The 21,353-nt window shown below is 68.1% G+C and carries 20 protein-coding genes; 4 read left to right on the forward strand and 16 right to left on the reverse strand.

All coding sequences use genetic code 11. The features are described from left to right. Positions 1–8: 8 nt before the first annotated feature. The 16 genes from HNQ73_RS16725 to HNQ73_RS16800 form a co-directional block, all read right to left on the reverse strand. A complete protein-coding gene (locus HNQ73_RS16725; RefSeq protein ID WP_183336354.1) occupies positions 9–593 on the reverse strand; it encodes a HupE/UreJ family protein in 585 nt (194 codons plus the stop codon). 53 nt (positions 594–646) lie between these two features. Further along, positions 647–1,270, reverse strand: a complete 624-nt coding sequence (gene ureG, locus HNQ73_RS16730; protein WP_183336356.1) for an urease accessory protein UreG — start codon at positions 1,268–1,270, stop codon at positions 647–649. A gap of 26 nt (positions 1,271–1,296) precedes the next feature. Next, positions 1,297–2,103: an urease accessory protein UreF gene (locus tag HNQ73_RS16735; RefSeq protein WP_183336396.1), complete on the reverse strand. Its 807-nt coding sequence runs from the start codon at positions 2,101–2,103 to the stop codon at positions 1,297–1,299. Then, the gene (locus HNQ73_RS16740) at positions 1,988–2,632 is read right to left on the reverse strand and encodes an urease accessory protein UreE (RefSeq protein ID WP_183336359.1); all 645 of its coding nucleotides are present in this window, start codon (positions 2,630–2,632) and stop codon (positions 1,988–1,990) included. Before HNQ73_RS16740 ends, HNQ73_RS16735 begins: the two co-directional genes overlap by 116 nt. A gap of 70 nt (positions 2,633–2,702) precedes the next feature. Continuing rightward, positions 2,703–4,412 carry an urease subunit alpha gene (ureC, locus tag HNQ73_RS16745; RefSeq protein ID WP_183336361.1) on the reverse strand — a complete coding sequence of 570 codons (1,710 nt, stop codon included), beginning with the start codon at positions 4,410–4,412 and terminating at the stop codon, positions 2,703–2,705. A gap of 14 nt (positions 4,413–4,426) precedes the next feature. After that, positions 4,427–5,047: an urease subunit gamma gene (locus tag HNQ73_RS16750; protein ID WP_183336364.1), complete on the reverse strand. Its 621-nt coding sequence runs from the start codon at positions 5,045–5,047 to the stop codon at positions 4,427–4,429. A 13-nt stretch (positions 5,048–5,060) separates the two neighbouring features. Then, positions 5,061–5,939 (reverse strand): urease accessory protein UreD, encoded by an 879-nt coding sequence (locus HNQ73_RS16755; protein ID WP_183336365.1) that lies wholly within the window; start codon positions 5,937–5,939, stop codon positions 5,061–5,063. Continuing rightward, positions 5,914–6,609 (reverse strand): urea ABC transporter ATP-binding subunit UrtE, encoded by a 696-nt coding sequence (urtE, locus tag HNQ73_RS16760; protein ID WP_183336367.1) that lies wholly within the window; start codon positions 6,607–6,609, stop codon positions 5,914–5,916. Before urtE ends, HNQ73_RS16755 begins: the two co-directional genes overlap by 26 nt. 5 nt (positions 6,610–6,614) lie before the next feature. Next, positions 6,615–7,370, reverse strand: a complete 756-nt coding sequence (urtD, locus tag HNQ73_RS16765) for an urea ABC transporter ATP-binding protein UrtD (RefSeq protein ID WP_183336369.1) — start codon at positions 7,368–7,370, stop codon at positions 6,615–6,617. A gap of 4 nt (positions 7,371–7,374) precedes the next feature. Then, on the reverse strand, positions 7,375–8,520 hold the full coding sequence (gene urtC / locus HNQ73_RS16770; protein ID WP_183336371.1) for an urea ABC transporter permease subunit UrtC: 1,146 nt from the start codon (positions 8,518–8,520) through the stop codon (positions 7,375–7,377). Further along, entirely contained in the window at positions 8,517–10,112 is a 1,596-nt protein-coding gene (gene urtB / locus HNQ73_RS16775) for an urea ABC transporter permease subunit UrtB (protein WP_183336374.1), read from the reverse strand. The genes urtC and urtB overlap by 4 nt, the downstream gene beginning before the upstream one ends. Positions 10,113–10,176: 64 nt before the next feature. After that, positions 10,177–11,478 (reverse strand): urea ABC transporter substrate-binding protein, encoded by a 1,302-nt coding sequence (gene urtA / locus HNQ73_RS16780; protein ID WP_183336376.1) that lies wholly within the window; start codon positions 11,476–11,478, stop codon positions 10,177–10,179. A 165-nt stretch (positions 11,479–11,643) separates the two neighbouring features. Further along, a complete protein-coding gene (locus HNQ73_RS16785) occupies positions 11,644–14,925 on the reverse strand; it encodes an error-prone DNA polymerase (RefSeq protein ID WP_183336378.1) in 3,282 nt (1,093 codons plus the stop codon). Then, positions 14,922–16,508 carry a Y-family DNA polymerase gene (locus tag HNQ73_RS16790; protein WP_183336379.1) on the reverse strand — a complete coding sequence of 529 codons (1,587 nt, stop codon included), beginning with the start codon at positions 16,506–16,508 and terminating at the stop codon, positions 14,922–14,924. Before HNQ73_RS16790 ends, HNQ73_RS16785 begins: the two co-directional genes overlap by 4 nt. Further along, positions 16,399–17,190 carry an ImuA family protein gene (locus HNQ73_RS16795; protein ID WP_183336381.1) on the reverse strand — a complete coding sequence of 264 codons (792 nt, stop codon included), beginning with the start codon at positions 17,188–17,190 and terminating at the stop codon, positions 16,399–16,401. The genes HNQ73_RS16790 and HNQ73_RS16795 overlap by 110 nt, the downstream gene beginning before the upstream one ends. 180 nt (positions 17,191–17,370) lie before the next feature. Next, complete coding sequence (locus HNQ73_RS16800; protein WP_183336384.1) at positions 17,371–18,081, reverse strand: protein phosphatase CheZ; 711 nt, start codon at positions 18,079–18,081, stop codon at positions 17,371–17,373. Positions 18,082–18,255: 174 nt separating this feature from the next. Between HNQ73_RS16800 and HNQ73_RS16805 the strand changes: the two genes are divergently transcribed. The 4 genes from HNQ73_RS16805 to HNQ73_RS16820 all read left to right on the forward strand — a co-directional run. Then, on the forward strand, positions 18,256–18,642 hold the full coding sequence (locus HNQ73_RS16805; protein ID WP_183336386.1) for a chemotaxis response regulator CheY: 387 nt from the start codon (positions 18,256–18,258) through the stop codon (positions 18,640–18,642). A gap of 284 nt (positions 18,643–18,926) precedes the next feature. Continuing rightward, complete coding sequence (locus tag HNQ73_RS16810; RefSeq protein WP_183336388.1) at positions 18,927–19,547, forward strand: helix-turn-helix domain-containing protein; 621 nt, start codon at positions 18,927–18,929, stop codon at positions 19,545–19,547. A gap of 618 nt (positions 19,548–20,165) precedes the next feature. Continuing rightward, the gene (locus tag HNQ73_RS16815; protein WP_183336390.1) at positions 20,166–20,840 is read left to right on the forward strand and encodes a response regulator transcription factor; all 675 of its coding nucleotides are present in this window, start codon (positions 20,166–20,168) and stop codon (positions 20,838–20,840) included. Between the two features lie 244 nt (positions 20,841–21,084). Beyond that, positions 21,085–21,353: flagellin N-terminal helical domain-containing protein (locus tag HNQ73_RS16820; protein WP_477099931.1), on the forward strand; the 269-nt coding region annotated here is incomplete at its 3' end.

Genomic DNA, 21,353 nt, shown 5'->3' on the forward strand with positions numbered 1-21,353 from the left:
GCATCTGCCTAGAGAACGAGCAGGCTGATGCCGGCGAGCGCCACGGCGCCGCCGGCGGCGCGGGCCGCCACGACCGGCAGGCGCGGCAGGGCGCGGGGCGAGAGCGCGATGCCGAGGCCGTGCAGCAGGCCCGTGGCGACCATGAAGCCGGCGGCATAGCCGGCAGCGTTGGCCCCGGCCGCCATCTCCGCCCCGTGCGCGTGGCCGTGGAAGACCGCAAAGGCGGCGACGAGCGCTGCCCCCAACGCGGCAGGCAGCTTAAGGCCGAAGGCGAGCGCCGCCCCCAGCACCACGACCGAGAGGGCGATGCCGGTCTCCACGGCGGGCAGGCCGATGTCGGCGATGCCGAGCAGGCCGCCGACGGCCATGAAGGCGATGAAGGCGAGCGGATAGGCCCATGTGGCGCGCCCGCCCGTAAAGCCGGCCCACAGGCCGACGCAGACCATGGCGAGGACATGGTCGAGCCCGCCGAGCGGATGGCCGAACCCGTCCATGAAGCTCACGGCCGCGCCCGCGCCGGTGTGGGCGAGGGCGGGGGAAGCGGAGAGGGCAAGGACGCCGAGGGTGGCAAGGCGGGCAATTCTGTTCGGCATGGATGGCCTCTTCGGTTACGCTGTCGCCGGATGCGGAGCAAATGTCGGGCCAGTCAGGCGGCCGATTTCAACCCGCCGGCCTCCACGATGAAGCGCACCACGGCATCGACGCCTTCACCGCTGCGGATGTTGGTGAAGACGTAGGGACGCGAGGGGCGCATGAGCTTCGTGTCCCGCTCCATCACCTCGAGGCTGGCGCCGACGTGGGGCGCAAGGTCGATCTTGTTGATGACGAGAAGGTCGGAGCGCGTGATGCCTGGCCCGCCCTTGCGCGGGATCTTCTCGCCGCCCGAGACGTCGATGACGTAGATGGTGAGGTCGGCGAGCTCGGGCGAGAAGGTCGCGGCGAGATTGTCGCCGCCCGATTCGATGAGCACGAGGTCGAGCTTCGGGAACCGGCGCATCATCTCTTCCACGGCGGCGAGATTGATGGAAGCATCCTCCCGGATGGCAGTGTGTGGGCAGCCGCCCGTTTCCACGCCCATGATGCGCTCGGCCGGCAGGGCGCCGGCGCGCGTCAGGATCTCGGCGTCCTCCTTCGTGTAGATGTCGTTGGTGATGGCGCAGAGGTCGTAGGTGCTGGCGAGGCGCTTGCACAGCGCCTCCATCAGCGCCGTCTTGCCGGAGCCGACGGGACCGCCGATGCCGACGCGCAGGGGACCGTTGGGGGAGGGCATGGGGCTTTCTCCTGGTGTCTGCCCGTTCACGAGCGGAACAGGCGCGTATACTGCGTTTCGTGCCTGAGCGACGCGAGATCGCTGCGAAAGGCGGCACCGCCGATATCGTCGAGCTCCGCCGTGGCGGCCTCTGCCGCGATCCGGCGGCAATGCGGCAGGAGCGCCGCGGTGACCGCCTGTCCGTCCGTCTGGCCGACGACGCCGAGGCGCACGGCGGCGGAGACGAGATTGGCGGCGAAGGCGGCGAGAAAGGCCTCGAGCGTCTGGACGAGCGGCAGGCCGTGGCCGGCCGCGGCGACGCCGAGCGCGACCGCGTAGGCCACGTCGCCCGCCCACGTTTCCCTCAGCAGGTCCAAGGCGGGCGTCGGCCATGTCTTGCGGACCGTCAGCACGAAGGCGTTGCCCTGCGTGACGGTCTCGAGCAGGCGCTCTCGGCTCGTGGCGAGGGCGAGCGCCAGTTCCGCCGCGCCGGCAAGGGCGGTGCCGTCTGCCGTCGTCACGGCGCGGTGGGTGACCGCGAGCAGGATGGCGTCGTTGCGGCCTGCGCCGTGGGCGAGAACGTCGGCGAGCCATTCCTCCAGGCTCGCCGCATCCCGGACGTCGCCCGCCTCGGCCGCCCATTCGAGCCCGTGGCTGTAGGCGAAGGCGCCGACTGGGAAGGCCGGCGACAGCCAAGTCATGAGGGTCAGCAGGGGCGAAGCGCCGGCCGGCGCCGCCTCACCGGTGGTCGTGCCCATGATCGTGGGGGCCGTGGTCGTGTCCGTGGTGGTCGTGATGCGGGTGGTCGTGATGCGGGTGGTCGTGATGCTCTTGGCCGCATCCGCAGTGCCCATGATCGTGGTGGTGATGGTCATGCGCATGGTCATGGGCATGGCCGTGCGCATGGCCGTGGTCGTGGGCGTGCCCGTGGCCATGATGATGGTGCCCGCCGTGATCGTAGGCGCCGCGTTCGGGGCGGAAGGGGCGTTCCACCGGCGTGGCAGAACAGCCGAGGCCGCGCACCATCTCCGCGAGCACATGGTCTTCGGCGATGTAGATGGCATCCGCGGTGATCTCGGCCGGGGTGTGGCGGTTGCCGATGTGCCAGGCAACCCTGAGCAGGCGGACCGGGCTCTCCGCACGGATCTCGAGGAGCTTTTCCGGCGCGGCGCGTACGACGACGAGCCGCCCGTCCTCGAGCTTCAGGGCGTCGCCGTCGTCGAGCACGGTCGCCTTCTCGAGGTCGAGCAGGAAGGAGAGGCCGCCGTCGGCGGTGAGGGTCACGCGCCGGCGGTGGCGGTCATCGTGGGCGAGGGTGACGGTGTCGACGACGCGCTCGGCCTTCACGGCCGGGCGGCGGACGACGGAAGCGGCACGGAGCATGACGTTCTCCAGTTCAGTCGGGCATGTGCCGCGTTAAGTAGCAGGAAACGCCCATGTCGGCATGCCTCGATCAGAACAGGAAGTACCGCTGCGCCATGGGCAGCACCTTCGCTGGCTCGCACACCAGCAGTTCCCCGTCGGCCGTCACGGCATAGGTCTCGGGGTCCACGCGGATGTCGGGCGTCGCGCCGTTGTGGATGAGCGAAGCCTTGGAGATGCCGGACCGGGTGTTTTCGACGGGCAGCAGCTTCTTTTCCACGCCAAGCCGATGGTCGATGCCGCGGTCGAGGGCGGCCTTCGAGACGAAGGTGACGCTCGTCTCCGTCAGCGCCTTGCCGTAGGCGCCGAACATGCGGCGGTAGTGCACCGGCTGCGGCGTGGGGATGGAGGCGTTGGGGTCACCCATGGCGGCGGCGACGATGGCGCCGCCCTTGATGACGAGGTCCGGTTTCACGCCGAAGAAGGCGGGAGACCACAGCACCAGGTCCGCCAGCTTGCCGACCTCGACCGAGCCGATGTGGGCCGAGACGCCGTGGGCGATGGCCGGGTTGATGGTGTACTTGGCGATGTAACGCTTGACGCGCAGGTTGTCGTTGCCGCTCTCGCCCGGCAGGTGGCCGCGCTGCACTTTCATCTTGTGCGCCGTCTGCCACGTGCGGGTGATGACCTCGCCGACGCGGCCCATGGCCTGGCTGTCGGACGACATCATCGAGAGCGCGCCGATGTCGTGCAGGATGTCCTCGGCGGCGATGGTCTCCTTGCGGATGCGGCTCTCGGCGAAGGCGAGATCCTCGGGGATTGACGGGTCGAGATGGTGGCACACCATGAGCATGTCGAGATGCTCGTCGAGCGTGTTCACCGTGAAGGGGCGCGTGGGATTGGTGGAGGAGGGCAGCACGTTCGGCAGCCCGGCCACCTTGATAATGTCAGGCGCATGGCCGCCGCCGGCCCCTTCCGTGTGGAAGGCATGGATGGTGCGACCCTTGAAGGCGGCGATGGTGTCCTCGACGAAGCCGGACTCGTTCAGCGTGTCCGTGTGGATCATCACCTGGACGTCGTAATCGTCGGCCACCGACAGGCAGCAGTCGATGGCCGCTGGCGTGGTGCCCCAGTCCTCGTGCAGCTTCAGGGCGCAGGCACCGGCCTCGATCTGCTCGACGAGCGCGCCCGGCTGGGCCGCATTGCCCTTGCCGGCGAAGGCGAGGTTCACCGGCAGCGCATCGGCGGCGCGGATCATCTGCTCGATATGCCAGGGGCCGGGCGTGCAGGTCGTCGCGTTGGTGCCCGTCGCCGGGCCGGTGCCGCCGCCGAGCATGGAGGTGATGCCGGACATCAGCGCATCCTCCACCTGCTGCGGGCAGATGAAGTGGATGTGGGTATCGAAGCCGCCGGCGGTGAGGATCTTGCCCTCGCCGGCAATGACCTCGGTGCCCGGGCCGATGACGATGGTCACGTTCGGCTGGATGTCCGGGTTGCCTGCCTTGCCGATGGCCGCGATCCTCCCGCTCTTCAGGCCCACGTCGGCCTTCACGATGCCCCAGTGGTCGACGATGAGCGCATTGGTGATGACGGTGTCGACCGCGCCCTGCGCCCGCGTGGCCTGGCTCTGGCCCATGCCGTCGCGGATCACCTTGCCGCCGCCGAACTTCACCTCCTCGCCATAGGTGGTGAAGTCGCGCTCCACCTCGATGAAGAGGTCCGTGTCGGCGAGCCGCACCTTGTCGCCCGTGGTCGGGCCGAACATGTCGGCATAGGCCGCGCGGGAGAACTTGTAGGCCATCGTTCGTGTCTCCCTCAGAGCTTGCCCATGACCTGCTGGCGGAAGCCGTAGACCTTGCGCTCGCCGGTGAGGGCGACGAGCGTCACCTCGCGCGTCTGGCCGGGCTCGAAGCGCACGGCCGTGCCGGCGGGAATGTCGAGGCGCATGCCGCGGGCCTTTTCCCGGTCGAAGGACAGGGCAGGGTTCGTTTCATAGAAGTGGTAGTGGGAGCCGACCTGAATCGGCCGGTCGCCAGTGTTGGAGACGGTGAGCGTCACGGTCTCGCGGCCCTCGTTGAGGGTGACCTCGCCGGGGGCGGGCAGCGTCTCGCCGGGCTGGAGCTTGCCGGTCGCGCCGCGGATGGGATTGTGCACGGTGACGAGCTTGGTGCCGTCCGGGAAGGTCGCCTCAACCTGCACCTCGGTGATCATTTCGGCGACGCCGTCCATCACCTGGTCTGGGGTGAGCACATGCGCGCCCGCCTCCATCAGCTCGGCGACGGAGCGGCCGTCGCGCGCGCCCTCCACGACGAAGTCGGTGATGAGGGTGACGGCCTCGGGGTAGTTCAGCTTGACGCCGCGTTCCAGACGCCGGCGGGCGACCATGGCCGCCATGGCGATCAGGAGCTTGTCCTTCTCGCGCGGGGTGAGGTTCATCGCGTTCCTCCAGCTACCAGTAGCGCGGCATCCGTTGGCCGCGGAAAGTTTCGATCGTGCGCACCAGGTCGGCGCGCAGGGCCGCCGGGTCGGAGCCGATCAGCCTGGCGACGACGAGGCCGTTCCAGGCGCTCGCGCCGCATTCGCTCGCGCCGCCGGCGAGGGCCGCCCGCATGTCCTCCAGCCGCGCCTCCGCATCTGGGGCGATATGGACGATCGTGGCGAGCGCCCGTGCCCCACCGCCAACGGCCCGGCGCGCAAGGCGGGCGGCGACGGCGCCCTCGAGCCGCACCGCCTCCACGAGAACGAGCCGGCCGCCCCGGCGGATGGACCAGCGGTCGTCGAGCTGCCCTTCGACGACCTCCTCGCCCATGGCAGTACGGCCAAAGACGATGCTTTCGGCAAGGGTGAGGGAGGCGTCCGGCGCCATGTCGACGGTGAGGCGGCGCACGAGGCGCGCCCTGTCGAAGAGGATCATCTCCTGCGGCAGCCAGGCGAGGGTGCTGCCCGCGCCAAGCCGCAGCGCGACCTCGATGCGCGTGGGGTCCGCCTCGGCCCTGTAGAGCTTCTCGGCCGCCTGGCTGGTGAGGAGGGCCTGCGCGCCGGGCGCCAGGGCGACATCGACCTGCATCAGGTCGCCGCCGGTCATGCCGCCGCCGGTGTTGATGATGGTGCCTTCGCACGTCTGCGCGTTGCGCGGGAAGCGGATGCGGTAGCCGCCGCTCTCCGCCACCGTCAGCGGATGCGTGCGCCCGCCTGCCGTGGCAAAGGCGACGCGCACGCCGCCCCTCGCGCGCACGAAAGCGGGCACGTTCGGCACGGGTGCGGCCGCAGCCGTGGCGGCCTGGTCGATGTCGGGCCGCATGTCAGACCGCAAGGCGTTGGCGGACATCGTCCTCCACCATGGTGTCGCGCGTGCCGGCGAGGACGATCTGGCCACGTTCCATTACGGCGAAGGTATCGCACAGGTCGCGGGCGAATTCGAAGAACTGCTCGACGAGCACGATCGCCATCTCGCCCTTGCTGCGAAGATAGTCGATGGCGCGGCCGATGTCCTTGATGATCGAGGGCTGGATGCCTTCCGTCGGCTCGTCGAGCACCAGCACCTTCGGGCGGGTGACGAGCGCGCGGGCGATGGCGAGCTGCTGCTGCTGGCCGCCGGAGAGGTCGCCGCCGCGCCGGCCGAGCATGTCCTTGAGCACCGGGAAGAGGTCGAAGATCTCGCCGGGCACGTAGCGCTCGGCGCGCTTCAGCGGCGCGAAGCCGGTCTCCAGGTTCTCGCGCACGGTGAGCAGCGGGAAGATCTCGCGCCCCTGGGGCACGAAGGCGATGCCGCGCCGGGCGCGCTCGTAGGGCTCGAGCCGCGAGATGTCCTCGCCATCGAGGGTGATGCGGCCGGCCGAGATCGGTTGCCGGCCTACGATGGCGCGCATCAGCGAGGTCTTGCCGACGCCATTGCGGCCGAGCACGCAGGTAACCTTGCCGGGCGCAGCCTCGAGCGAGACCCGGCGCAGCGCCTGGGCGGCGCCGTAGTGCAGATCAATGGAATCGACGCTCAGCATGTCACTTACCGCCCGAGATAGACTTCGATGACGCGCTCGTTGGCGGAGACGGCGTCGATGGAGCCTTCTGCCAGCACCGAGCCCTCGTGCAAGACGGTCACCTTGCATCCGAGCTCGCGGACGAAGGCCATGTCATGCTCGACGACGATGACAGAATGCTCGCGGGCGATGGCCTTGAGCAGATGCGCCGTCTCGGCCGTCTCGGCGTCTGTCATGCCGGCGACCGGCTCGTCGACGAGCAGCAGCTTCGGATCCTGCGCCAGCAGCATGCCGATCTCGAGCCATTGCTTCTGGCCGTGCGAGAGATCGGCGGCGAGGCGCTCGCGATGCTCGGTGAGGCGCACGGTCGACAGGACGGCGTCGATGCGCTCCTCCGGGATGCGGTTGCGGGCTCCGAACAGGGCGGAGAAGGGCGAGCGCTCGCCGGCGAGGGCCAGGCGGATGTTGTCGGCCACGGTGTGGCTCTCGAACACCGTGGGCTTCTGGAACTTCCGGCCGATGCCGAGGGTCGCGATCTCGGCCTCGTCGAGCATGGTCAGGTCGATCATGCCGCCGAAGAAGACCTCGCCCTCGTCGGGGCGCGTCTTGCCGGTGATGATGTCCATCATCGTTGTCTTGCCGGCGCCGTTGGGGCCGATGATGGCGCGCATCTCGCCCGGCGCGATGGCGAGCGAGAGCTTGTTGAGGGCGCGGAAGCCGTCGAAGGTGACGGAGACGCCGTCGAGATAGAGCACCGTGTTGGTGAGGGCGGCGTTGGTCATGGCCTCACTCCGCCGCCCCGGCCGCGACCTCGGCCGGCTTTGCCGAGACCGTCGCCCGGCGTTTGTCCCGCCACTCGGCGAGCGTGCCGACGATGCCCTTCGGCAAATAGAGAGTGACGATGATGAAGAGCGCGCCGAGCGCGAAGAGCCACAGCTCCGGCAGGGCGCCGGTGAGCCAGGACTTGGCCGTGTTGACGACGACGGCGCCGAGGGCCGCGCCGACGAGCGTGCCGCGGCCGCCGACGGCGACCCACACCACCGCCTCGATGGAGTTGGCGGGCGAGAACTCGCTCGGGTTGATGATGCCCACCTGGGGCACGTAGAGGGCGCCGGCGACGCCCGCCATCATGGCGGAGACGGTGAAGGCGACGAGCTTGTAGTGCTCCACCCGGTAGCCGAGGAAGCGCGCGCGCGATTCCGCGTCGCGGATGGCGACCAGCACCTTGCCGTAGGTGGACGTGACCATGTAGCGCGCCACGAGATAGCCGAGCGCCAGCGCGGTCACCGTGGCGACGAAGAGGGCGACGCGCGTGGCCTGCGCCTGGACGGGGAAGCCGAGGATGTCCTTGAAGTCGGTGAGGCCGTTGTTGCCGCCGAGCCCCATGTCGTTGCGGAAGAAGGCGAGCATCAGGGCAAACGTCATCGCCTGGGTGATGATGGAGAGATAGACGCCCGTGACGCGGGAGCGGAAGGCGAACCAGCCGAAGACGAAGGCGAGCAGCCCCGGCACGGCGAGCACCATGAGCGCCGCGAAGGGGAACATGTCGAAGCCGTGCCAGTACCAGGGCAGCTCCTGCCAGTTGAGGAAGACCATGAAGTCCGGCAGCACGGGGTGGCCGTAGACGCCCCGCGGGCCGATCTGGCGCATCAGGTACATGCCCATGGCATAGCCGCCGAGGGCGAAGAAAGCCCCGTGGCCGAGCGAGAGGATGCCGCAGTAGCCCCACACGAGGTCGAGCGCCAGGGCCAGCAGCGCATAGGACAGGTACTTGCCGAGGAGCGAGACCGCATAGGTCGGCACGTGAAGCGGCGAAGCCTCCGGAAGGAGGAGGTTCGACACCGGCACGAGCACGGCGAGCGATGCGAGGACGCCGAGGAAGACGGCGCCCTTGCCGTCGAGCAGCGCAAGGATGAGAGGGCGTCGCGTCATGCTTCCACTGCCCTTCCCTTGAGGGCGAAGAGCCCGCGCGGGCGCTTCTGGATGAAGAGGATGAGGAAGACGAGGAGCAGGATCTTGCCGAGCACGGCGCCGGCGAAGGGCTCCAGGAACTTGTTGGCGATGCCGAGCGTCAGGGCCGAGACGAGCGTGCCCCACAGGTTGCCGACGCCGCCGAAGACGACGACCATGAAGCTGTCGACGATGTAGCTCTGGCCGAGGTTGGGCGAGACGTTGTCGATCTGCGACAGCGCGACACCCGCCATGCCGGCGATGCCGGAGCCGAGCGCGAAGGCCATGGTGTCGACCCACGGCGTGCGGATGCCCATGGAGGCGGCCATGCGACGGTTCTGCGTCACGGCGCGGATCCTGAGGCCGAAGGAGGTCGCCTTGAGCGCCACCATGAGCGCGGCGAAGACCGCGAGGCTGAAGAGCACGATCCACAGGCGCCCATAGGTGATGGCGAGCCCGCCGAGGTCGAAGGAACCGGCCATGTAGGATGGGGCGCCCACCTCCCGGTTCGTCGGCCCGAAGATGGAGCGTACCGCCTGCTGGAGGATGAGGCTGACGCCCCAGGTGGCGAGCAGCGTCTCCAGCGGCCGGCCGTAGAGGTGTCGGATGATGCCGCGCTCGATGGCTGCGCCGACAAGCGCGGCGACGAGGAAGGCCATGGGAATGGCGACGGGCAGCGTCCAGTCGAACAGCCCCGGCGCATGGCTGCGCACAAACTCCTGGATGACGAAGGTGGTGTAGGCACCGATCATCACCATCTCGCCGTGGGCCATGTTGATGATGCCCATGACGCCGAAGGTGATGGCAAGGCCGATGGCGGCGAGCAGCAGGACGGAGCCGAGCGACAGGCCGTACCATACGTTCTGCAGCATCGAGAGAAGGGCGAGGCGCTGCTCCACGGAGGCGACGGCTGCCTCGGCGGCCGCGCTCACCACGGGCGATCCCTGCGTGGCGGCGCGCAGCAGCGCGAGCGCGTCCTGGTCGGCCCGCGCGGCGAGGATGTCGATGGCCTCGAGCTTCTGCAGGTCCGAGGCGCCGGCGTCGCCGAGCAGGATGGCGGCGCGGGCCTCGCCCATCAGCCGCTTGATGTAGGGCACCTCTTCACGTGCGATGGCCTCGTCGAGGGCCGAAAGGGCAGCAGCGTCGCGCGAGCGGAAGACTGCCTCGGCCGCCTGCCGGCGCGCCTCGGCGTCGGGGGCCATCAGCGTCAGGGCGCCGACCGCGGCCTCGACGGCGCGGCGGATGCGGTTGTTGATGCGCACGGTCTTGGGGGCCGCGGGCGCTTCGGCGAGGGCGTCTCCCGTTGCCGCGTCGGACCAGCGGCCCCCATCCTGCTGGATGAGCACGCGCCTGTCGGCTGCGACCGCCAGGCGGCCGTCGCGCAGCGCCTCGATGATGGCCTGCGCATGCGTGTTGCCGGAGCGGGCGAGAAGGTCCACCCCCTTTTCGATGTCGGGAAAGCGGCCGCTGGCGATGAGGGCGAGCGCCTCGCCCGCATCGGCCGGCGCCGAGCGGGCCGGCGCGGCGAGAAGGGCGCACACGAGCGCAAGGATGACGCAGAGCAGGCGGGGCATCGCTCTTCTTTCGGGGAGGGCCGGCGACAGGGCGCCGCCGGCCGGATGTCAAGAGAAAGGCGGCTTACTGGGCGACGGGGCCCTGGCCGCCGCACTTGCCGGTCTTGACGTTGAAGTTGCCGCAGGAGAGCGGGGCTCGCCAGTCGGCGATGAGGTCCTTCGAGCCCTCGAGATAGTCGGACCACTCGTCGCCGACCACGAGGCCCGGCGTCTGCGAGACGATGGAGAACTGGCCGTCCTCCTGGATCTCGCCGATGAGCACCGGCTTGGTGATGTGGTGGTTCGGCATCATCGTGGAGTAGCCGCCGGAGAGGTTGGGCACGGAGACACCGATGAGCGCGTCGATGACCTTGTCCGGGTCGGTCGTGCCGGCCTTTTCCACCGCCTTCACCCACATATTGAAGCCGATGACGTGCGCCTCCATCGGGTCATTGGTGACGCGCTTGTCGTTCTTGGTGAAGGCCTTCCACTTGGCGATGAAGTCCTTGTTCTCCGGCGTGTCGACGGACTGGAAGTAGTTCCACGCCGCCAGGTGGCCAACGAGCGGCTTGGTGTCGATGCCGGCGAGCTCCTCCTCACCCACGGAGAAGGCGATGACCGGAATGTCGGTGGCCTTGATGCCCTGGTTGGCGAGCTCCTTGTAGAAGGGCACGTTGGCGTCGCCATTGATGGTGGAGACGACGGCCGTCTTCTTGCCGGCCGAGCCGAACTTCTTGATCTCGGCGACGCGGGTCTGCCAGTCGGAATGGCCAAAGGGTGTGTAGTTGATGGAGATGTCCTCGTCCTTCACGCCCTTGGACTTGAGATAGGCCTCGAGGATCTTGTTGGTGGTGCGCGGGTAGACGTAGTCCGTGCCCTCCAGCACCCAGCGCTCGACGCCCTCGTTCTCCATCAGGTAGTCGACGGCGGGGATGGCCTGCTGGTTGGGCGCGGCGCCTGTGTAGAAGATGTTGCGGGAGGATTCCTCGCCCTCGTACTGGACGGGATAGAAGAGGATGCCGTTCAGCTCCTCGAAGACCGGCAGGACGGACTTGCGCGACACGGAGGTCCAGCAGCCGAAGGTGGCGGCCACCTTGTCCTTGGTGAGGAGTTCGCGCGCCTTCTCGGCAAACAGCGGCCAGTTGGAGGCAGGGTCGACGACGACAGCCTCGAGCTTCTTGCCGAGGAGGCCACCCTTCTTGTTCTGCTCCTCGATGAGCATCAGCATCACGTCCTTCAGCGTCGTCTCGCTGATGGCCATGGTGCCCGAGAGCGAATGCAGGATACCGACCTTGATGACGTCCTGAGCGCTCGCGCTCACCGCCGGCAGCGCGATTGCTGCCGTCGTCGCGAGCGTCGCGAGGATCTTCTGAAAACGATTTCGCATTGTCGTTGCTCCACCCCCGGATGATCGTTGCAGGGGAGCGGCAGCAAGCCTCGTGCCAGCCTCGCGGGCCGGGGCGAAAGCGCCGGGACAGGGGTGCCCGACAGATGGGCTGGCGTATTTTTGTGCATAGAACTGCCCGTTTGCTGCGCTTGCGAAGGCCGGGGCTCAGTGGAAATCGCGTGACTTGGGCAGGATGCGCACGTTGCGCGGGTGGCCGGCAGAGCGCGGATAATGCGGATGGACGAATTCGTCGGCGCGCGACAGCCGCGTGCGCGCCTCGTGCGCCTGCGACAGGGCGGCAAGATCCCGGGTGCGGTCGTCGACCGTCTCGGCCATCAGATGGACGACGCCTTCGCGGCTCTTCTGCACCCGCCCGGACACGAGGGCGAGCCGCGCACTCATCACCTGGCGGCGAAAGCGCTCGAACCGTCGTGCCCACAGGACGACGTTGGTGATGCCCGCCTCATCCTCGAGGGTCATGAAGATGGCGTTGCCCTTGCCGGGGCGCTGTCGCACCAGCACGACGCCGGCGACCCTGGCGAAGGCGCCGTCCGGCAGGGCTGCGATCTCGGCCGTGGTGCGGACACCCTCGCGCCGGAAGCGTTCACGCAGGAAGACCATGGGGTGGGCCTTCAGCGACAGGCGCAGCATCTGGTAGTCCGCCACCACATGTTCCGACAGCGGCATTGCCGGCAGGGCGGTGTCCGCCTCCTGCGCCAACTCGCGCGCCCCGGCTGCGGCGAAGAGCGGCAGGGGCGCATCGTCGGGCAGGCGGCGCACGGCCCACAGCGCCTCGCGCCGGTCGAGCCCGAGGGCGCGGAAGGCATCGGCATCGGCGAGGATCTTGAGGGCCCGCTGCGGCAGGCGGGCGCGCTTCCACAGGTCCTCGACGCTGTCGTAGCCGTTTCCGCGTGCAGCCAAGAGCGCCCGCGACCAGTCCTCGCTGAAGCCGTCCACCTGGCGAAAGCCGAGACGCAGCGCGAGCGTGCCGTCCGGCCGCGCCTCGAGCGTGTTGTCGTGGGCGCTCGCGTTGATGTCGACCGCGCGCACCTCGACGCCGTGCTCGCGCGCATCGCGCACGATCTGGGCCGGGGCATAGAAGCCCATGGGCTGGGAATTGAGCAGGGCGCAGGCGAAGACGGCCGGGTGGTGGCATTTGAGCCAGGCCGAGATGTAGACGAGCTTGGCGAAGGAGGCGGCGTGGCTCTCGGGAAAGCCGTATTCGCCGAAGCCCTTGATCTGGGTGAAGCAGCGCTCGGCGAAGGCGCGCTCGTAGCCGCGCGCCACCATGCCTTCCACCATCTTCTCCTCGAAGGTGTGGATGGTGCCGACGTGGCGGAAGGTGGCCATGGCGCGGCGCAGGCCGTTCGCCTCCTCCGGCGTGAAACCGGCCGCCACCATGGCGATCTTCATCGCCTGTTCCTGGAAAAGGGGTACGCCGAGGGTGCGGCCGAGCACCCGCCTCAGCTCGTCCGGCGGGCCGTGCTGGGGTGAGGGGGCGGGATAGGTGACCTCCTCCTCGCCGTTCCGCCGGCGCAGGTAGGGATGCACCATGTCGCCCTGGATGGGGCCGGGCCGCACGATGGCGACCTGGATGACGAGGTCGTAGAACTGCCGCGGCCTGAGGCGCGGCAGCATGTTGATCTGGGCCCGGCTCTCCACCTGGAAGACGCCGATGGAGTCGCCCCTGCACAGCATGTCGTAGACGGCCGGATCCTCCCTGGGCACGGCGGCGAGATCAAGGTCGAGGCCGCAGTGGCTGCGCAGCAGGTCGAAGGCCTTGCGGATGCAGGTGAGCATGCCGAGGCCGAGCACGTCGACCTTCATGAGGCCGAGCGCGTCGATGTCGTCCTTGTCCCACTCGATGAAGGTGCGCTCGTCCATGGCGGCGTTGCCGATGGGCACCGTCTCGTCGAGGCGGCTGCGCATCAGCACGAAGCCGCCGACATGCTGGGAGAGATGGCGGGGAAAGCCGAGGAGCCTCGTCGCGAGATCGACGGCGCGGCGGATCACCGGGTTATTCGGGTCGAGCCCTGCCTCGCGGATGTGCTTGTCGGCGATCGGCGAGCCCCAGCTGCCCCAGACCGTGCCGGCGAGGCGGGCGGTGACGTCCTCCGTCAGGCCGAGGGCCTTGCCCACTTCGCGGATGGCGCTGCGCGGACGGTAGCAGATGACGGTGGCGGCGATGCCGGCGTGGTCGCGGCCATAGCGCTCGTAGATGTGCTGGATCACCTCCTCGCGCCGCTCGTGCTCGAAGTCGACGTCGATGTCCGGCGGCTCGCGCCGCTCGCTGGAGATGAAGCGGGCAAAGAGGAGATCGTGCTCCTCGGGGTCGACCGCGGTGATGCCGAGCACGTAGCAGACGGCGGAATTGGCGGCCGAGCCGCGCCCCTGGCAGAGGATGCCGCGGTCCTCGGCGTAGCGCACGATGTCACGGATGGTGAGGAAGTAGCGCGCATAGTCGAGCTGGGCGATGAGGGCGAGCTCCTCCCGCAGGAGCTTCTCCACCTTCGGCGATATCCCCTGCGGGTAGCGCAGCGCGGCGCAGCGCCAGGTCAGTTCCTCGAGCCAGCCCTGGGGCGTCTTGCCGGGCGGCACCGGCTCGTCTGGATAGTCGTATTTCAGCTCGGAGAGCGAAAAGTCGATACGGTCGAGGACATGCAGAGTCTCGCCGATGGCCTCCGGCGCATCGCGGAACAGCCGGGCCATCTCCTGTGCGGGCTTCAGGTGCCGCTCGGCGTTGGCGGCCAGGAGCCGCCCGGCCGAGTGGATGGTCACGCCCTCGCGGATGCAGGTCAGCACGTCCTGCAGCGGGCGCTGGGCCGGTTCGTGGTAGAGCACGTCGTTGACGGCGAGGAGCGGCAGGCCCGCCCGCGCCGCAACCGCCTTCAGGCCTGCAAGGTCGCGCCGGTCGCTGCCGCCATAGGCCATGGCGGCGGCGAGCCAGGTGGCGCCGGGGGCGGCTTCCTTCAGCTCGCCGAGGATGTCGAGGCGGATGTCTCCCGGCCGGCCGGGCATGGCGATGAGGAGAAGGTCGCGGGCATCGGTCACGAGGTCGGCGCGGGTGAGGTGGCATTCGCCCTTGTCCGCCCTGCGCTTGCCCAGGGTGAGGAGGCGGCACAGGCGGCCCCAGCCGGCACGGTTCACGGGATAGGCGATGACGTCGGGCGTATCGTCGGCAAAGACGAGGCGGGCGCCGACCGCGAGCTTGAAGGGGGGCAGCGTCTCGCCCTCCTTCTCCGCACGCGACCTGATCTCTTCGAGCGTCGTGTGGGCCCGCACCACGCCGGCGACCGTGTTGCGGTCGGCAATGCCGATGCCGGCGAGGCCGAGGACGAGCGCCTGCCTGACGAGGTCGCCGGGGTGGGAGCCGCCGCGCAGGAAGGAGAAATTGGTCGTGACAGCAAGCTCGGCATAGGCCGCCGGCTGCGGGACGGGCCCCTTCATGCGAACACCCCGTGCAGGAACCAGCGCGGGGCGGGCGCCTCGCCGAAAAGGCCCCGGCGGAACACCCAGAAGCGGCGCCCCGCCGTGTCCTCGACCCGGTAGTAGTCGCGCGTCGGTTCCTCGCCCGCCTCGTCGCGCCACCATTCGGGCGCGATCCGCTCCGGCCCCTCGGCGCGGGTGATCTCGTGCAGCACGCGCCGCCAGCGGAAGCGCAGCGGCGGCCCGTCCGGCACTTCGGCGAGCGCCTCGATGGGCTGTGGCGGATCGAAGAGGTGGACTGGCCGCGCAGGAGGATCGTCCAGCCGCCCGGCCGACCAGCCGCAGGCCGGCGTCGTTGAGTCGTCGAGGCTGGCGGCCGGCACCATGCGCACGGCCCTTTCGGGAATGTGCGTGTCAACGAAGGCCGGCCGGAGGACGGCTGCCGGGCCGAAGCGGGCGCCGAGCCGGTCGACGAGGGCGGCGACCTCCTCGTCCTCGACCGTCCGCCCGTCAAGGCTCGTCTGGCTTTCGCCGAGCGGCTCGCAGACCGTGACGGCGAGGCGGAGCAGATCGAAGCCGAAGCCGGGGTCGAGGGGGTCGGCAAGCGCCGCAAGCCTCTCGCGGAACAGGCGCATGACGACGGCGGCGTCGCGCGTCGGCCGGCCGGTGGCGACCGCAAGGCGCGTGACCCGCCCGTCGGCACGGAAGAAGGCAGCCTCGAAGCGCCGCCCGCCCTCGCCGCGCTCCGCGAGTATGCCGCCGGCGCGCCGGGCAAGGCCGGCGAGGGCGGCAACGATGTCTTCCTCGCGCGCCACGGGCTCGGCGAAGCGGCGCTCGACGAGGCAAGGCGGCAGTGGCCGGCGCGGGGAGATGCCGACGTCCTCCCGGCCCAGGATGCGTGCGAGACGGGCCGGCAGGTCCGCGCCGAAGCGGGCAGCGAGCGGCGCGCTCGGGCGATCCGCCAGGTCGCCCACGGTCTTCAGGCCCGCCCGGGTGAGGGCGAGCAGCACTTCCGGCGAGACGCCGAGGGCGGCCGCGGGCAGCGGCCTCACCGCCATCTCCTCCTCCCCCGGCGGCACGATATCGTGCCGGCCGAGCGTCTTGCGCCCGAAGCGGGCGAGCGCTCCTGCCGCCTGCGGCGTGCCGGCGACGCTGCCCCGCACGGTCAGGCCGCTGCGGGCGAGGCCCTCCATCACTGCCCGCCGCAGGTTTTCTTCGCCGGCAAAAAAGTGAGCGCAGCCGGTGATGTCGAGCACCAGCCCGTCGGGTTCCTCAACGGCGACGAGCGGCGTGTAACGGTCGCACCAGTCGGCGAGGCGGGCAAGCAGGGCCGCATCAGCCGCGCGGTCCATGTCCGCCGCGACGAGGTGGGGAATACGGGCGCGTGCGTCCGCCAGGGTGAGGCCGGGGGTGAGGCCGAGGGAAAGGCCCAGCCGGTCCACGGCGGCGATGCGCAGCGCGTTCGCCACCTTCTCGACGAGGATGAGCGGCGCCTCAGCCTGTGCGGGCGAGACGGGTGATGCCCGGCGATGCCGGTCGGCCGGCAGGAAGGGGAACCACAGGGCGAGGTAGCGGCGGGGGCTCGTGGAAGAGACGGTGCTCACGGTGCCACTCCAGGCGCCAGCGCCGGCTCTCGAGGCCGGAACGGTGACGCAGCAAGGTGATGTCGAAGGCAGGATGACCGGGGGTATTGGCCAGCAGCGGCCGTGACGGGGCGGCGGCGACGGACCAGCGCGTCGCCGCCGCGCTCGGCCGGGGCATGGCCGCGATGCGCAGCAGCAGGGCGGGGACGCCGGACTGCTCGGCGGCGAGCGCGAGGCGCCGGCTCGCCGTCAGATCGAGGGATCGCGGATCGCCCCACGGCTCGATGACGACGGCGCCGAGAGCCGGGCAGCGCAGGGCCTCCGCCCCGGCCTGCAGCACGCAGGCCGCATCGGGCCCCGTCACCACGACGAGCAGGCGCGGGTCGAGCCCCAGGGCGGCAAGGCCCGGCGCATGGAGAGCACCGGTTTCCGCCACGCAAAAGCCTTGCCGCACCCAGATCACGCGGCGGCCGTCCGCCGCGGCGCGCGCCGCGAGGCCGGCTGTGAAGCCGGCGGCTGCGCCGGCATCCGCGGCCTCGCGTGCAAAGATCTCGTGTACCGCAGCCCGGAGAAAGCCGCCGCCCAGCAGCTCGTCCACGGCCGGCGCGCCGCATGTGAAGCGCTGGCCCGCTTCGGTCGCGGCCGGCTCGATCGCGGCAATGCTCCGCCGCAGCGCCTGCAAAGTCTCTTGCACCGCGCTCATGACTATTGTTCCTGTTTTGTTCTATAACGACTCAGGAGGATGCGAGAGTCAATGCCGGTGTTGCGGGCTTTCGGGGGCTCTGTGTCGGCCGGGCAGGGACAACCGGCGCGGCGGCGATTTGCGACACCGCCTGCCGGCCGTCCGTCAGAGGGGCAATGGATGCCTGAAGGTTCAGCTCTTTCAGCTGAAGAGGGAGTCGATGTCGTCCTGCGACACGACGTTTGCATCGCCAGCGAGCGGTGGTCCGTTGAGCAGGGCTTCGTCGCCCTTCTCTTCCTCTTTTTCCTCCTCGATCTCGGCGAGGCTCGAGAGGCTGTCCGGCCCACCCCAGATCTCCATCATGTTGGCGACACGCTCCTCGATGAACTTGAGCGTGTTGACCACCTTGCTGATGCGCTGGCCGGTGAGGTCCTGGAAGTTGCAGGCTTCGAAGATGCGGATGACCTGTTCGTAGATCCGGTTGGCGATCTCCTGCTGCTCACCGGCGAGCTGCTCCATGAGAACGCCGGCGGCATCGTTGATGGCTTCCGCCGAGGACAGGATGGTCTCCGTGGCGCTCTCGGTGTCGGAGACGACGGCGTCGAGCTCGTCCGTCACCCGGCTCCGCGGCTTCCCGCGCAGGCCCTTGGCATGCAGGGTCGCGAGTTCCTGCTTTGTCCTCTGGATGCTGCGCTGGATGGCATCAACGTCCTGCCAAAGGGCACCGCCTTCCGACATTTGACCGATTCGCTCGTCGCGGCTGTTGATGGCTTCGACCAGCGTGCGAAGCTCGGCCAGCTGCTGCGAGATCTGTTCGAGCTGCACCGACACCGTCGGGCTTCCCATGAGTGTATTGCCGAAACCGGTGTCGACCATCGATTCGATGCGAAACGGCCGATGGCCCGCAGTCATCGGCACCTCCCTCTTTAAGGATTGGTCAATTCGGGCCGTTACTATAAGTGGTCGACTTCAACCAACGCAAACGGTCCGGCTTCCGCCATGCAAGCTTCATGCAAGTTTTCTGCAAGAGTCTCCGCACAGCGAAATGCGCCCCTGTCAACAAAGTGCAAAGCGGTGGAGTGAACTATGGCGCTTGATCTTTCGATGCCGATCCTCGTGGTCGACGATTATAAGACCATGGTTCGCATCATTCGCAACCTGTTGAAACAGCTCGGTTTTCAGGACGTTGACGAAGCGTCTGACGGCACGGAGGCACTCGCCAAGATGAGGCAGCGCGAGTATGGCCTCGTCATCAGCGATTGGAACATGGAGCCGATGACGGGCTACGAGCTCCTGAAGCAGGTCCGCGCGGACGAGAAGCTCGCCCATACGCCTTTCATCATGGTGACCGCGGAGGCGAAGTCGGAGAACGTCGTCGCCGCGAAGAAGGCGGGCGTCAACAACTACATCATCAAGCCGTTCAACGCGCAGACGCTGAAAGGCAAGATCGAGGCAGTTTTCGCCGAACAGTAGGCTTTCCCCATCCGCCTGCACGGGCTCCAAGGTGCACGTCTTGCGGGGCGTGCACCTTTTTTTATTTGCGTGTATTGTCGATCTTGCGTTTCCGGCTTATGTGAAACAAGTCGTCCGGGCAAGACGATCCGGGTTTGTCCTGTCGGCGGCTGCTTTCCAGATCGAAGACTTGAGGGCGGGTGCTGTTCAACGACGGTGCGCCTGCAACGATTGGGGGGCGGAAGTAAGTTGCGTCGTCCTGTTGCGGCGTCTGGTTTCTGCCAGGCCTCTCTCCGAGGGACGGAATGACTTCCGAAGATCAAATCGCACAGCGCCTCCGGGCGGCCCGACGCCATGCCGGCTTTACCAGCGCGTCCGCGGCGGCGCGGACGTTCGGCTGGAACGAGGTGACCTATCGCGCCCACGAGAACGGACTGCGCGGTCTCCGCACGGCTGTGGCCGAGCGCTACGCGGCGCATTTCAATATCAGCCTCGCCTGGCTCCTGACCGGGGAAGGCCGGCAGCTGAGACAGCACTATCTCGACATCGCCGGGGAGATCGGGGACGACGGTAGCCTCCTGCGCCGCTTCAGGGTGGTACCGCCGAGGCCCGTTTTCAGCGTAGCGGCGCCCGTCGCACTGCCGCCCCAGGCCATTGGCTTCCGCGTCGCCGGAACGGGACTGCAGCCGCGCTACGACCGGGGCGACATTGTCGTCTGCACCCGGGCAGGAGACGCCCCCCGCAACATCGTCGGTCGGGAAGCGGTGGTGATCACCGGCCAGGGCCGCGGCTACGTACGCATCGTGCGTCGGGTCATGCGTTCCGGCCTCGTCGATCTGCAGGCCATCGACGGGCGTGTGACGCGTGCCGTCGACGTCGTTTGGAGCGCTGCCGTCACGTCGGTCGTGCGCGCCCGCGACGTGTGAGACGGCAGGGCGGCAACAGCCTCCGACAGATCGCAGCCTGCACTCCTGCGACGGGAATCAAGTCGTACACAAAGAAGACACCTGACGGGTCGGCGTGTTCGCGGCGCGCATTCGGGCGCTGGCGGCAGTGCACTATCGTTAAAATTTTAGCGATAATTGTAACAAAGCGATGCAAAAATGACTCACCGCGGAATGTGTGCCCAAAAACGATACAAAGCGTATTGACCCTTAACGGGCGATTAATAATTCTTAAATCACTGATTCGCCGAGGCACGAACGCTTCAAGCGTTCGAGTCAAGGGCCTCAGGATCGTTGGCGCAGTTGGACTTTGCCACCGATGGACGGGCTGCCGTTTTGCGTGGCGGCATCTTCCGTGCCCAGGCTTGTCTGGGCATTGCCTGATGGTTTTCGGCGACGATGTGCGGGGCGGAACGTGTATCCCTTCAAAGAAGAGGGAGCGCGGAACCTGTAGCATGAGAATATTTAAAAGTATATTTTAGTTATGGGATAACCAGCGATATATATCGCCTTTTTTAAAGTAGTCAGTGTGCGTTCGCCGGTTTGTTGCGGCCGGATGTGCGTGATGACTGATTATTGGAATGGCTGGGGGGTCTGGCTGTGTATATCGTTGTTGACGAAAGGCAACTTGTCACGTCGGGCTATGTCGCGAGCTTCGGACGCGAGGGTGTCCCGTCCATGGGCTTCTACTCGGCGGAATTCCGCGAGTGGCTCCAGACGGCATCGACAGTAGATCTCAATGCGGTGCAGGGGTTCGTGCTCGGCGATTTTGCTGACCGTACGAGCTATCCGGAACTCATCCGCAACCACAGCCGCGCGCCGATCATCGCACTGAGCGAGACGCGCTCGCTGGAACAGACGCTTGAGCTCTTCACCGCCGGCATCGACGACGTGGTGCGCAAGCCGGTGCATGTCAAGGAAATCCTGGCGCGGGCCGAGGCCGTGTGGCGGCGCGTGAACAGCGCCGAGGAAAAGACCACGATTGGCCGGCTCAAGGTCTTCTATGACGGCCGCGACCCGGAGATCGACGGCGAGCCGCTGGCACTCCCGCGCCGCGAGCGTCACATCCTGCAGTATCTGGTGCGCGCGCGCGGGCGGCGCGTGAGCAAGATGCAGCTCTTCAACGCCATCTACGGCATCTACAACGAGAGTGTGGAAGAGAGCGTGGTGGAAGGCCACGTCAGCAAGCTGCGCAAGAAGCTGCGCGAGCGGCTTGGCTACGACCCGATCGAGGCCAAGCGCTACATGGGCTACATGTTCGTCGACCGCGGCTGAGGCCGCTGCAACACCCTATCCCCTCCCCTGCGCTCCCTGTGCCGTCCGGTACGGGGAGCTTTTCATTTTCTGTTTGGCATATCCAGCAACGAACGGGTAAGGTTTGACCGCTACGGTCGAGACCATAGCGGATTGAGGCCCTTCCCACCTGCGCCTCAAAGGCATGATGCCGCTCCGCTATGCCGGTGCAAACCCGGCATGTCCCTTTCCGAAAATCCACATCTCAATGTGAAGGGACAAAAGCATGTCCAGCCTGCTGACCAACGCCTCGGCGATGACTGCCCTGCAGACGCTGACGGCGACCAACAAGAACCTGACCGCCGCGCAGACCCGCATCTCGACGGGCATGCGCGTGTCGACGGCGTCGGACAACGCCGCCTACTGGTCGATCGCCACGACGATGAAGTCCGACAACGCCGCCCTCTCGGCCGTCAAGGACGCCATCGGTCTCGGCGCCGCCACCATCGACACGATGTACACGGCGCTCGACACGACCAAGGAAATCGTCACCGA

This window comes from Chelatococcus composti (assembly GCF_014201415.1).
GTDB classification, from domain to species: Bacteria; Pseudomonadota; Alphaproteobacteria; order Rhizobiales; family Beijerinckiaceae; genus Chelatococcus_A; species Chelatococcus_A composti.